Source organism: Paenibacillus sp. FSL R5-0701, from assembly GCF_037973995.1.
Lineage (GTDB): Bacteria > Bacillota > Bacilli > Paenibacillales > Paenibacillaceae > Paenibacillus.
In genome coordinates this window covers 1,679,853-1,692,801 of the sequence record NZ_CP150230.1, presented here as the reverse complement: position 1 = coordinate 1,692,801, position 12,949 = coordinate 1,679,853, and the positions used below count along the sequence as shown (strand labels likewise).

The window sequence follows — 12,949 nt, the reverse complement described above, 5'->3', positions numbered from 1 at the left end:
GCAATTGGAGGATCAACCTTATGGACTCAAATACTCAAGCTAATTCAAGTTCATCCCATACAGATTCTCGCAAACCTTGGATACGTAGACACCCTATTCTCACTACATTTACATTGTTGATTCTTGTACTGTTTGCCGCTGTATTCCTGTATTTCTGGCTCCGTCCTTACTTCTCCACGTTTGACCGTTCTGAGAAAGGAGAATTAAGCTATTCCATGCCTTCACGTAATGGTGACTATACTGCCGAAATTTACGGTGTACCTTACGGTGGTGCGGCAGGCGGCGTTACAATCTGGGTCGATGTAAAGAAGACAAATGCACCTGAGGGTGCCACGGTAAAAACAATCTTTCGTGCCAAGCACCACGGAAATAACCATCTCGAATGGGAAAGTGAAAACACACTCCGGATTGAAAACTGGAATGAATATACGGATGAGACCATCACCCTCAACATCGATGACGAAATATATGATGGATGGGGCTGGGCATGCAAGAGCTTACGGCTGAAAGAACAGTATGTGCGATGCTTGGCACCTGAAAAGTAAAACAACTTAGCAGCTAATATGATGGCCTTGAACACTCGACGGCTCATCTTGATGAGTAATCCTCACTGCACCGCATTGTCAAAAGTCCCAACGCTCTGTATGCCTTGTGAAAATTTCACCAAATGCTACTTTCATTACACCATGGCAGGAGATATACGCGGCACGATAAGCATTAAAAGCCCCACTCACCGACTCTTTCGGTTGAGCGGGGCTGCTCTTGTTCTGCAAGTTATCGTTTATCAACTTATGCTTCATTGTGGTCTGCATAAGCTCAGTCACTACCAACTTCGTAGCTATCGGACTTTAAACATATGGCAGCATCATAATTTATCTATTATATCTATTCTACCTCTTAATCCTCTTCTGCTTCTGCTTCTGCTTCTGCTTCTGCTTCTGCTTCTGCTTCTGCTTCTGCTTCTGCTTCTGCTTCTGCTTCTGCTTCTGCTTCTGCTTCTGCTTCTGCTTCTGCTTCTGCTTCTGCTTCTGCTTCTGCTTCTGCTTCTGCTTCTGCTTCTGCTTCTGCTTCTGCTTCTGCTTCTGCTTCTGCTTCTGCTCGCAATTGTGCCTTACACTCTATTTCCAATCAACCCTTATTTTCACTGATCCATCCTATCGCATCCTACCAGCAACGGATTAGTTTCTTTGTTATTTCACTTCTATTTCAATCTATTTTCTCTATCTCTACTCCCACTGCAAACTCTTCTGTCCTCATCTGTCCCAGTTCATCTCCCTACTTATGCGGTGACACTTCACCACGTTCTTCCCGCTCCTTCATCTCTTTGCGTACCACAACTTCGAGCTTCTGCCGATTCGCAAGCAATCCGGGATCGTTGGGCAAGTACTCACGGGCTTTGGTGTTATGCAGCAATGCCTGCTCCCAGTTGCCCAGATGAGCATAACAAAGGGATAAACGGGCATGTGGCAGCCATGTACGGCAAGCCATAGGCACCGGGCGCAGACCCGGATCGCGGCTGCTCACGTCCACCGCCTGCATATACCAGTAGATCGCCGAGACGGGTTCCTGCCGTTCATGGAAACAGGCCGCAATAGCGCAGCAGAAATCGGCATGTGGCAGATCATACTGGAACGACTGCAGCAATGCTCCGAGCTTACGGCCCGGCTCACCCAGTCGTTCATAACATTCCGCCAGCCGCGCGCAGGCAATCAGGCGATCCTCGCGGTATCCGCTTGGCTGCTCCAGCAGCTTCGTGTACCCGCGTGCCGCCGCCGCATAACGCTGGCGGTCATAACATTCGCCTGCATAATAAAACAGCAGGCGGCCTTGTGCTACGCCCTCTTCGGCGATCCATTTGCGCAGAATGCGCACATTTCGCGCTGAATGATGTCCCGCTTCGCGGCGATGCGTGACGGCAATGTCTGCCGTAATGACCTCGCCCCGCGGAAAGCTAAGCTGCTCGTGCAGCCGGCCATGCCAGCGGCACCCGGCATCCCGCTTGACCAGGCGAAGGCGTCGGTCCGTCACAAGTGGACTCCCCTCCGCTCCCTCGGCCAGCGTGTAGTTCAAGATCACAGCTTCCGTCTCCCCCCCGGACGGAAGCTGCTGCTTCAACACCTCCAGCTTCGCCCGTTCCGCGGGCAGCAGCACATCATCCGCATCCATCCACAGGATATACTCCTGCGTGGCCTTGGTGAATGACTCATTCCGCGCTGCGGCAAAGTCTTCCTTCCATTCATACGTGTAGACCTGGTTGGTATACTGCGCAGCGATGTCCATCGTGCGATCCGATGAACCGGTATCCACAATGATGATCTCGTCCGCGATGCCGGCAACCGAGTCCAGACAGCGCGCCAGCATGCGTTCCTCGTTCTTCACAATCATACACAGACTGATGGTGATCACGTTTTGAGCCCCTTCCTGTCGTACGCGTATTGCAATATGTCGATCATGCAAGTTCCCCTATTTTCTAATTAACTCAAGTACATAGTTCCGGTGTACCTGCAGTAATTTTAATCTCTCAGGCACATGCCTTCTTATATCCTATCCTGTTACAATCGTATCCCATGTTACACTTCTCCACTCTCCTGACGGCGAAGCCGTTTCACCTGCTCCACCGCACTGTCCAGTGCCTTCTTGCGCTGCTTCATTACGCGGAGGTGCTGATGTTCCACCTCGGCAAAATGGACATGATCCAGTTCCATCCACTCCATCAATTGATCCAAAGTCGGCGACATATGCAGTTGTGTACTCCGCCGTTTGCGGGCCACGCAACATAGATATTTATGATGAACTTCAAGTTTCAAGACTTCAAAATACGGCATCAGGGTCATCGCCAGGCTTCCTGCATAGAAGGTCTGCTTGTGGTCATAGAACGGATGATATCCATACGGTACGGTCACAACCAGCGTCCCATCCTCTTGCAGCAGCCGATGAATCTGGACCAACAACGTCTCCGGATGAGCAAAATGTTCCAGTACTTCTCCAAGCAGCACAGTATCAAAGGTCGTCCGTACTTTCCATTGCGTAATATCCAGCATTCGAAAATCCACATTGTTCCTAACTGGCCTAGACTCTTTGGCAAGCTCAGCTTGCGCATATCGGACACTTTCTTCTTCCAAATCAATGCCAGTGACACGAAATCCTTCACGTGCCAGTAGAATGGACGTAATGCCCTGACTGCACCCGACATCCAGGATGCGTTTGCCTGTCGCCGCACGACACATCCAGTGGATACGTGTTCTCGTCGCTTCATGAGAATCCTCCGAATTGATCTCGCCGTAATAGCGTTCACTCACCCGGTCATGATTCGCCATAGGTTTCTCCCGTGTTTCCTCGCCGTACAGGCTGACCCAGCACCACAATATTTCCCCCGTGGCATCCGGCCGTTGCATTGCGTGTATCAAAAATCAGCTTTGCATGATCCGCCATCTCCTGATAATCGAATGCCGAATGATCCGTGGTGATGATCACCAGATCAGCTCCTGTCCACAATTCCGGTACAGCAGGCCGAGACTGGAGCATCGTACCGTCATCCTTCCGGAAGACAGGCACCATTGGATCGGTGAAAACCACATCTGCGCCCGCTACGCTCAGCAGCCGAAAAACGTCCAATGCTGGCGATTCGCGCAAGTCGTCAATATCTTTTTTATAAGCCATACCCGCCAGTACAACACGTGCTCCCCGCACAGATACACCATTCTGCTTCAGCAGCTCCGAGGCACGCTTCACTACTCTCTCTGGCATTTGCCGATTGGTTGCATCCGCCAGCTGGATGAATTGCAGCTCCGATCCCTGACGGTTTGCTGCCCAGGACAGATAGATCGGATCGATTGGGATACAATGTCCGCCGATACCGGGACCGGGATAGAAGGGCATATAACCAAACGGCTTGGTTGCCGCGGCATTCAGTACTTCCCAGATGTTTACACCCATCTGTTCACAGGCCGGGGTCAACTCATTCACGAGTGCAATATTGACACTACGAAATGTATTTTCGAACAATTTTGCCGTCTCCGCTACCGTTGTTGAACTAACCGGAACAACTTCGTTGAGGAATGAGCCGTAGAACTGTTTACCATAATTCAGACAAGCGGGTGTCGAACCACCAATAATCTTCGGGGTATTTTTCACACCATAATGAACACTGCCCGGATCTACCCGCTCCGGAGAATAACAGACGTAGAACTGTTCTCCAGCTCGCCAGCCGTTTGCCACTTCAATCGGTTGTTTCACGCGTTCTTCCGTTGTGCCCGGATAGGTCGTGCTTTCCAATATAACCAGGCTGCCTTCCTGCAAATACGGAGTCATGCCATCCACCGCGGCCGAGATATACGAGATATCCGGTTGATGATCGGCAGTCAGCGGAGTGGGCACACAGATCACGATGACATTCGCCTGTCTCACCGCTGCATAATCGGTGCTTGCCGTGAATAATCCAGCCTGCATAAGCGACTGCACAACATCATCTTCTATACCTATGACATACGAATTCCCGGCGTTCAGCTTAGCTACCTTGGAAGTATCGATGTCAATCCCGTGGACTTGATAACCGGCCTGTGCTATCTCTACAGCCATGGGTAAACCCACATAGCCTAGACCAATGACAACAGCTTTTAGGGAGCGGTCATTAATATGTTGTATAAGGTTACGTTGCTGTAACTCTTCATTACCTTCGTGCTGGTTGTGCTGATGATTTTCTTCCATACCTACCACCTCCAAACGCTCCGCCTCCCCTCAGTGGGCGTGTCTGAAAACTCCGAGCGAGTTTTGAGACACACCCTAATCGATATAGCCACCTGCACGCAAAAACCGGGCAATCGCTGGTTTGTTCATCATGGCACTGTCCGAGCGATACTCGGAGAAGTTCACACGTGGCAGACTGCTGTACTGATCCGTCAGGCTCTTGTCCTTGTGCTCCGGCAGGATGACATAATACTGCGCATCGTATTGGTACGTACGCGGCGCTTCAAAGGGCGAGATCAACACTTCATGCAATTTCTCGCCTGGACGTATTCCCGTCACCTTATAATCGAAGGATGGACGACCTGCCTGTTCCAACATGACGGATGCAAGTTCCGTCATCTTGCAAGCTTTCATTTTCATCACAAAAGTCTCTCCGCCCACGGCCGCCTCAGCCGCCTTAAGCAGTAAATGTATAGCTTCGGTACGCGTCAGGAAAAAACGGGTCATGCCTTTGTCCGTAATGGTCGGGCTTTTGCCTTCATCGATCTGACGCCGGAACAAAGGCACAACACTGCCGCTGGTTCCAAGCACATTGCCCCCGCGGATGCAGACAAACCGGGTACCTTCACTTAGCCAGTTGGCACGGATCATCATTTTTTCACCCAAAGCCTTGGTCATGCCATATACGTTAATCGGATCTACCGCCTTATCGGTGGACACATCGATGACTTTGGCAACCTGCATGCGTATCGCAGCCCGAATAATATTCTGCGTCCCGATTACATTGGTCTTGAACGCTTCATCAGGTTGGTCCTCGCAGACCGGAACGTGCTTCAGCGCAGCCAGATGGAAGAGCACATTCACACCTCTGCATGCATCTTCCACTGCCCGATAATCGCGGATATCCCCAATGATGAATCGCAGACGCGGATCATGGTTGAACTCTCGCTGCATCGCAATCTGGGCGTATTCATTACGTGACAGAAGGCGAATCTCAGCCGGGTCCTGCTCCAGCAGTACCTCAGTCAGCTTTTGACCCCAGGAGCCCGTTCCTCCAGTGATCAGAATCGTTTGTCCTTGAATCATGGATGAATCCCTCCCTGATCAGATCATGAATTCGCGTAGTACCTGTGCCATCTCATCCCGGCTTAACCGGTCTTTGGGCGGTACCTTTTTGGTTGAAGTATTGCTCGAATGCACGATGTTGACATAATTGCGCGGAGCAAGCAGCTCGTGCGGCAGTTCAATGACATTGCCATGTGTACCTCTGCCCGGAAGCTTGACCCGGTATCCTGCTGCGTATTCGGCTGTCTTATATAAGTAGACATAGAATTGCGGAGAACGGTGAAACGCTGGTGCCATCTCGTTATTCACACTGTCCCACAGATATCCGTTCTGGTTAATCAATGCCATCGTCTGCTGCTGCGGTTGAATATCGTAGAGTTGTTGAACAAAAGTTTTATGGTATAAATCATCCGAATCCAGACGGGCAATATAGAGCTGCTCCGTACCTTTGGCAAACGCCAAAATGGCACGCACACTCTCGATATTGGTTCCAAAACGAATATTGGAGGGAAGCGGCTCCTGACCCGCCAGAATCTCCTGCATTAATTCCCCGGATTCCTTGGACAACTTCACCACTGTGAGGAAATCCTGATTCGTCTGTGCCTTCAGGCAATGCAATGTGAACGTGCGGAAGATGCTCATCCGACGTTCCAGCCATTCCCGCGTCAATCGCTGCGGGTCCATCCCGTAATTGTTGAAGTTAATCTCAATCACAACTTTCCTGGACATAACATTCCTCCTCATGAACGCTGCAAATTCCGTTTACCGGATACAGACTGTTTTCATAGTTTTGATGCTGTCTTCCTACGAAGACCATCTTCTATCTATCTGATTGCTTACAAGCCACATCTCGCTTGTGAATCCAGCACTCTATATCGTATGAAACGTTGATAGAAGCGGTACCGACAGATGTACTAACTTTCATATAAATAGATTGATATACAACTGAAGATGACGCCCTTTGGGTCAAACGTACATATCGTTACGGTATTCGCAACATAGAATAGAACAGTTCAATTTTCAAAGGAGGCAACCCATCAATGAATTCGATCTATCTTGAAATGGAAGGTGTGCTTGATCAGCTCGAAGCGGCACTTCTGGAACACCGACCGCTGTCTCTTGTAAGAGTCGGTGATGGCGAGAATATCGTCATGTCTCAAGAAACCGTATGGCCTACGGAACAGGTCCTTCAGGAGCGTTGGGCCAAGAAAGCCAACCTAGGGCAAAAGGGACTTCGTCTTCCCAACCCGAAACTACGGGATGAAGTCGCCGCTTCCTTGCAACGTGCCGATATCGTGGGCATTCTTCCTCGTGGTGACAGCACCATCAATGCTCCCGATTATCTCAAAAGACCCCTGACCGACATGGTATTTGCACACTTTGGCATCTCTCCTCCACTGACTTGTCACGCCTGTGTCAATCGGGAACTGGCGCAGAACCCGCGTTTCTGGCAGATGCTTGCAGGCAAGCGTGTGTTACTCGTTACCCGTGAGATTGAGGAACTGCGTGTGATGCTCGAACGTGAGCCCTATAATCTAAACATTGTGACTGCCCTGCCCTTCGACAGCTATGATCAAATGGATGAAACGCTGCACTGGATTCAGAATAATCAACAGACCTTCGATGTCGCTCTCTTCTCCTGTGGCGTCAACGCGGTTATCCTTGCGGAGCGAACAGCCGCACTCGCAGGCAAAGTTGCTATCGATTTTGGCAAAGCCAACAACATCATTCTGAAAGGCCGTGCCAACTGATCATGGACAGTTCCAAACTTTAGATTCGTGATTTGTATTGAAACGTGCAGATGCTGTACGGCAAAAACCCCCGACTTCTTAAGCCGGGGGTTTCTTGCTGAGCGCTAGTCGAAACCTATCGCTGCATTGTCTTGCGTTTCTGGGGTATGAAGCGAACTCTGCCGTCAACGGAAGTGATGACGAAGCACTCTGCCTGTTATATTTCGCCTTTCACTACTAACCGGTGGCTGCAATACCATATAACATCTCCGGCCCGGTTCTTACTGCTGTGGACACCCCCGAGATGAACGAAGTATACACACTTTCCAATGCTGGTGGTGCAGCTAGATCCTGAGCTGTGAACGAATGAAATTCGGCACCTCCGTTCTGTCCAATCGTACCTTCAGCACGGTAGATGATATAGAAAGGATCATATAAAAAACCCCGCACAAGCTCCACAACAAAGGTATCTCCCAGTTCTCCCGTAACACCTACTGTCCCGTTCAACGTAATAATGGGATTCACCACACCCTGCGTCTGCAGACCAATGGTGCCGAAAGCTGTCGGGGATTCTGACAGTGACAAACCGGGCTGTCCTACGGTTGCCGAGTTCATCGAAGTTCTCATATCGAGAAACACGCCCATGAGTAACACCTCCAATGCTATGGGATACCCTATCCTATGAATCTCACTACTCTTATGATTGGATGTATAGCAGATTGTATGAACCTATTTTTATTTGTCGACTGTTAATGGTATATTGAACTGCATAACGAAAATGAACGGATCGTATGCACACAAGCGGTACAGGCTGTTCAGAAGGAGATTACTATTCATGAATAAACGCAAACGTCCAACAGGCAAGACATCGGCCTCGGCCAAGGGGAAATCTTATACAGGTTCATCTTCAGCACGGTCCGGCAAGTCCAACTTCTCATCTGCCAAAACATCAGGTGCTTCCGCATCTCGTAATACGGAGGAGAATAAGAAGCCAATAACCGCGAAATCATCGGGTGCACCCAAGAAAGCTGGAGGCAACAAACTCAAAAATGCCAGCGCATCCAAACGACCAGGTAATTCCTACTATCGCAAGCAGGAACCACCACGCCAGTACAAAGTGACCAAACCCGATGAACTGTTGAACTTCCTGTTGCAGCATTTGAAATCAGGACGGAACGCAGTGAAGTCCATTCTGGGTCGTGGACAGGTATCCGTGGATCAGAAGGTCGTAACCAAGTTTAATGAAGCGCTGACGCCAGGTCAGATTGTCTACATTCGAAAAGAAGGTGCAGTCGCTGCTCCGTCCTTAACGGGTATTAACATTTTGCATGAAGACGATGATATCATTGTGATCCGCAAGGAAGCCGGACTGTTGTCCATTGCCGCAGACAAGACAGATGACCTCACGGCTTATCGCCAACTGACAGAGCATGTACGCCGCACCAATCCGCTCAACCGGATCTTTGTTGTCCATCGTCTGGATCGGGATACATCGGGTGTGATGATGTTTGCCAAAAGTGAAGAGGTGCAGCAGAAGCTGCAAAACAACTGGAAAGAAAATGTGCAGGACCGCGTCTACGTTGCCCTTGTTGAAGGTTCAGTAGCCAAAGAAGAAGGCACCATCTCTTCTTGGTTGAAGGAAACCAAAACGCTGAAAATGTACTCCAGTTCTCGTCCGAATGATGGACAACATGCCATTACACATTACAAACGTCTGAAATCGAACCGTGAGTTCTCCTTGCTGGAAGTGCGTCTGGAGACAGGTCGTAAAAATCAGATTCGTGTGCATATGGAAGATCTCGGACATCCGATTGCCGGTGACAGAAAATACGGCGCACGCACAAGAGATCTTGGCCGTCTCGGACTTCATGCACGTATACTCTCGTTTATCCACCCTACAACGGATGAGTTAATGTCATTCGAAACGGATATTCCGAAGCCATTCCTGTATCCGTTCCGTGCAGAAACTCCACCTGTGAAATAACTGCACCACTAATGTGTGCATATATAGAAAATTCACTGATCAATTGATCATGCCTGAAAGGAGGAACGGACACTGAAAAACCTGTTGATCACCGGTTACCGGGCACATGAATTGCAGATTTTTGGACAGAAACATGAAGGTATTCCTTTTATCAAAAAAGCCATCTCCTCCCGACTCACTCCCCTTGTCGAGGATGGCCTGGAATGGGTGCTGACGCCGGGACAGTACGGTGTGGACCTGTGGGCCTGCGAAGTGGTGATTGATCTAAAGAAGACGTATCCACATCTGAAGCTGTCGATCATCACTGCCTTTCAGAACCCTGAGGAGCAATGGAAAGAAGACAAGCAGGAGTATTACCGTTCCATCCTCTCGGGTGTGGACTATTACGGTGCGATTAGCAATCAACCTTATATCGGGCCGTGGCAGTTCACTGCACGGGATGATCTGTTGCTCCGTAAAAGCGACGGTCTTCTGCTCGTCTATGATGAAGATGCCGGGGAAGGCAGTCCCCGTTTTGTGAAGGAAAAAGCCGTGAAGAAACAGCAGAACGAGGACTATACAATCATCAGTGTCACTTCAGAGGATATTCAATCTGTAGCTGAGGATGAGCGCATGAACGATGTTATAGACTTTGACGATTCTTCATTCTGAAAAAATGTAGATCATCTGAAGTCCATTCATGCATAGCTTTCATCAGAGGAGAATCGTATTTTGAATGACGTACATATGTTTTTTTTCGAGGCAGGTTGGGTATAAGTAGTATTATAACTGCGATGATATGTCGTATGGGATAAGGGGAACTGCAACCATGACAATTACGCCAGAGCAGCGCATTCAACTGCATGGATTTAACAACCTGACCAAGTCGCTCAGTTTTAATATGTACGATATTTGTTATACCAAAACCAAAGACGAACGCGAAGCTTACATTGAATATATTGATGAACAATATAACGCCGCCCGGCTGAGTAAAATTCTGAACAATGTCTCTGACATCATCGGAGCCCACGTTCTTAATGTTGCCCAGCAGGATTACGTGCCTCAAGGTGCGAGTGTTACGATGCTTGTCTCGGAAGGTCCGATTGTGGAAATCCCTGAAGAATCACTCGATGAATCTCCCGGCCCTCTGCCCGATAACGTTGTCATGCAGCTGGATAAAAGCCATATCACTGTGCACACCTACCCTGAATTTCATCCTAGTGAAGGTATCAGTACCTTCCGTGCGGACATTGATGTCTCCACCTGCGGTGAGATCTCACCGCTTAAGGCGCTGAATTATCTGATCCACTCATTTGATACGGACATTATGACGATGGATTACCGGGTGCGTGGTTTTACGCGAGATACGAGCGGACGCAAGCTGTTCATTGACCATGAGATCGGCTCGATTCAGAATTATATTCCGGACGAGATCAAGAGCAGCTTTGACATGATTGACGTGAACGTCTATCAGGAGAACATTTTTCACACCAAGTGTAAACTGAGGGAGTTTGATCTCGACAATTATCTGTTTGGGTACACCAAGGATAAGCTCAGCAAGAAGGAACAACAGGAGATTACGGAGTGGCTGAAGCTGGAGATGGACGAGATCTATTACGGTAAAAATATTAATCGTCCCTCTTAAAGAGGTTGTTCAACGCTGATCCATAAGGGCAAAGTCTAAGACAAGATTTCATGAAGGCAGGGTTCTTCTTTTCGGGGGGCCTCCGGCATGTGCTTGTCTTTTTCTTTGTTATGTTGACAGTGTGCAACTTTATTTCTTATTATAGAAGTAACTGTACAATCTACAGTGAAGGAGACTGAGCCCGTGATCGAAACGAATACGACAAGACGTAACGAATCACTGTTACAAGCGCTTACTGCACAACACAATGCCATTACCAACAACATTGCCAATGCAGACACACCCAACTACAAAAAGAAAACGGTAGAATTTCAGGAAGAGCTGAGACGTATCGTTGAAAATGGCAAAACAGATCAGCTCGCCATGAAGCGGACTCATAACAAACACTTCCCTGTCAGTGATCCCAATTCTTCCATCGTGCAGTACCGAATTGTCGAGAACAACGAAACTACGATGAACAATAACAACAATAACGTTGACATTGACAAGGAAATGGCGGACCTTTCAGAGAACCAGCTCATGTATAACTACATGGTTGATCGGGTCAGTGGACATTACAAAAAAATGAAGAATTTATTGAATGATCTGAAATAATGAATGTACAAGCAGCCTGAAACGGCTGCTTTTTTTTATGGTTCTTTTCCACTGAGTATAGCTCGTTTGGTGCCATTTTTCGGTATCCGCTTCTGTTCATAGTATAATGGGGAGAAACGATTGATTTCATATCGAATAAAAGAGGTGCAACATGTCTCCACGTCATTTAAATGGATTTCAAGGTTCCAAAGTCAGATTAGCGGCCCCATGCCCGGAAGATTGCATGCGTCTCTCCCGCTTCACAGACGATTATGAATACTTGCGCAACATGGATACCGATATCGCGATCCCGTTAACGCCGGATGAGACAGGGTCTTCCTCTGTCCGCCGAGACAACGGATTTGAATTTGCATTACGTACACTGGAGGGCAACCGATTCATTGGCTTCACAGCCCTGTACCGGATTGAATGGAACAATCGCTCTGCTCGTCTGGCCATTGGTATCGGCGAAGAAAATGATCGAGGTAAAGGGTACGGCAGTGATGCCCTTGCTCTGATTCTTCGGTATGGCTTTCACGAATTGAACCTGAACCGAATTGCGCTGGAAGTCATCGAATACAATGAAGCTGCTAGACGTGCATACCTAAAAGCCGGATTCCGGGAAGAGGGTCGCCAGCGTTCTGCAGTTTTGCGGGATGGCATGCATTATGACCTGATCTCGATGAGTATCCTTGCGGAAGAATGGTCGGCACAGTCTGGGCTTCCCTTATCATTCCGGTCTAATCGTACTCCTGAATCTGGGGAAATGGACGCGGGTGGTTTTGCACAACCTAATGGGAACGAACAAGCTGCGCTGTCAATGTCGGAATTAAGTTCAGATCCAAAAGGCGAATCTGAGATTTCACCTCGCATCGGCGTAGGTGCGGTCATCCTGAATGAACGGGGCGAAGTGCTTCTCGCCTGGCGGAATCGTCAACCCGAGCAATACACCTGGAGTATTCCCGGCGGGAAAGTAGATCCCTACGAATCACTGGAAACTGCCGTCATCCGTGAAATCAAGGAGGAAGTGAATCTGGATATCGCCATCGACAGTCTGCTCTGTACGGCGGAGACGATCCAGCCACAACATAAGGAACATTGGATATCCGTGCTCTATTCCACCAAGGTGATTGGCGGTCATGCTCGTAATCTGGAAGAAGGCGGAGCCATTGGTGAGATCGGTTGGTTCCCATTGAATGATCTGCCCTCTCCACTCGCCTGCTTTGCCGTACCTGGGCTGGAAGCTGCGAAGAAGTTATATAACCAGAATTAAGCTTGGAGGTGCTT

The 12,949-nt window shown here is 48.9% G+C and carries 14 protein-coding genes and 1 pseudogene; 8 read left to right on the top strand and 7 right to left on the bottom strand.

Going from position 1 to position 12,949, the window contains the following annotated elements:
• Positions 1-20 precede the first annotated feature (20 nt).
• On the top strand, positions 21-545 hold the full coding sequence (locus tag MKZ13_RS07795) for a DUF5412 family protein (RefSeq protein ID WP_339183058.1): 525 nt from the start codon (positions 21-23) through the stop codon (positions 543-545).
• A 352-nt stretch (positions 546-897) separates the two neighbouring features.
• Here MKZ13_RS07795 and MKZ13_RS07790 read toward each other — a convergent pair whose 3' ends face one another.
• The 6 genes from MKZ13_RS07790 to MKZ13_RS07765 form a co-directional block, all read right to left on the bottom strand.
• The gene (locus tag MKZ13_RS07790; protein WP_339183056.1) at positions 898-1,104 is read right to left on the bottom strand and encodes a hypothetical protein; all 207 of its coding nucleotides are present in this window, start codon (positions 1,102-1,104) and stop codon (positions 898-900) included.
• A 171-nt stretch (positions 1,105-1,275) separates the two neighbouring features.
• Entirely contained in the window at positions 1,276-2,406 is a 1,131-nt protein-coding gene (locus MKZ13_RS07785; protein WP_339183054.1) for a glycosyltransferase family 2 protein, read from the bottom strand.
• Positions 2,407-2,570: 164 nt separating this feature from the next.
• The gene (locus MKZ13_RS07780) at positions 2,571-3,317 is read right to left on the bottom strand and encodes a methyltransferase domain-containing protein (protein WP_339183052.1); all 747 of its coding nucleotides are present in this window, start codon (positions 3,315-3,317) and stop codon (positions 2,571-2,573) included.
• Positions 3,304-4,707, bottom strand: a complete 1,404-nt coding sequence (locus tag MKZ13_RS07775) for a nucleotide sugar dehydrogenase (RefSeq protein WP_339183050.1) — start codon at positions 4,705-4,707, stop codon at positions 3,304-3,306. The genes MKZ13_RS07780 and MKZ13_RS07775 overlap by 14 nt, the downstream gene beginning before the upstream one ends.
• A 75-nt stretch (positions 4,708-4,782) precedes the next feature.
• A complete protein-coding gene (locus tag MKZ13_RS07770) occupies positions 4,783-5,772 on the bottom strand; it encodes a polysaccharide biosynthesis protein (protein WP_339183048.1) in 990 nt (329 codons plus the stop codon).
• 18 nt (positions 5,773-5,790) lie between these two features.
• Positions 5,791-6,480, bottom strand: coding sequence for a glycosyltransferase (locus tag MKZ13_RS07765; RefSeq protein WP_339183046.1), 690 nt, complete (start codon positions 6,478-6,480; stop codon positions 5,791-5,793).
• A 311-nt stretch (positions 6,481-6,791) separates the two neighbouring features.
• On the opposite strand from MKZ13_RS07765, the gene MKZ13_RS07760 reads away from it, so the two are divergent.
• Positions 6,792-7,502 (top strand): GT-D fold domain-containing glycosyltransferase, encoded by a 711-nt coding sequence (locus tag MKZ13_RS07760; RefSeq protein WP_339183044.1) that lies wholly within the window; start codon positions 6,792-6,794, stop codon positions 7,500-7,502.
• 216 nt (positions 7,503-7,718) lie between these two features.
• Here MKZ13_RS07760 and MKZ13_RS07755 read toward each other — a convergent pair whose 3' ends face one another.
• On the bottom strand, positions 7,719-8,126 hold the full coding sequence (locus MKZ13_RS07755) for a hypothetical protein (protein ID WP_091015180.1): 408 nt from the start codon (positions 8,124-8,126) through the stop codon (positions 7,719-7,721).
• Positions 8,127-8,316: 190 nt separating this feature from the next.
• Between MKZ13_RS07755 and MKZ13_RS07750 the strand changes: the two genes are divergently transcribed.
• The 6 genes and pseudogenes from MKZ13_RS07750 (at position 8,317) to MKZ13_RS07725 (ending at position 12,935) form a co-directional block, all read left to right on the top strand.
• A complete protein-coding gene (locus tag MKZ13_RS07750) occupies positions 8,317-9,465 on the top strand; it encodes an RluA family pseudouridine synthase (RefSeq protein WP_339183041.1) in 1,149 nt (382 codons plus the stop codon).
• Positions 9,466-9,537: 72 nt separating this feature from the next.
• Positions 9,538-10,116 (top strand): DUF1273 domain-containing protein, encoded by a 579-nt coding sequence (locus MKZ13_RS07745; RefSeq protein ID WP_036669296.1) that lies wholly within the window; start codon positions 9,538-9,540, stop codon positions 10,114-10,116.
• Positions 10,117-10,273: 157 nt separating this feature from the next.
• A complete protein-coding gene (gene speD, locus MKZ13_RS07740) occupies positions 10,274-11,089 on the top strand; it encodes an adenosylmethionine decarboxylase (protein ID WP_036610662.1) in 816 nt (271 codons plus the stop codon).
• A 183-nt stretch (positions 11,090-11,272) separates the two neighbouring features.
• Complete coding sequence (gene flgB / locus MKZ13_RS07735) at positions 11,273-11,683, top strand: flagellar basal body rod protein FlgB (RefSeq protein WP_221819275.1); 411 nt, start codon at positions 11,273-11,275, stop codon at positions 11,681-11,683.
• Between the two features lie 151 nt (positions 11,684-11,834).
• A pseudogene (locus MKZ13_RS07730) lies at positions 11,835-12,323 on the top strand (GNAT family protein); the annotation flags it as partial.
• A gap of 159 nt (positions 12,324-12,482) precedes the next feature.
• Positions 12,483-12,935: an NUDIX domain-containing protein gene (locus MKZ13_RS07725; protein WP_221819352.1), complete on the top strand. Its 453-nt coding sequence runs from the start codon at positions 12,483-12,485 to the stop codon at positions 12,933-12,935.
• The last annotated feature ends 14 nt before the right edge of the window (positions 12,936-12,949 follow it).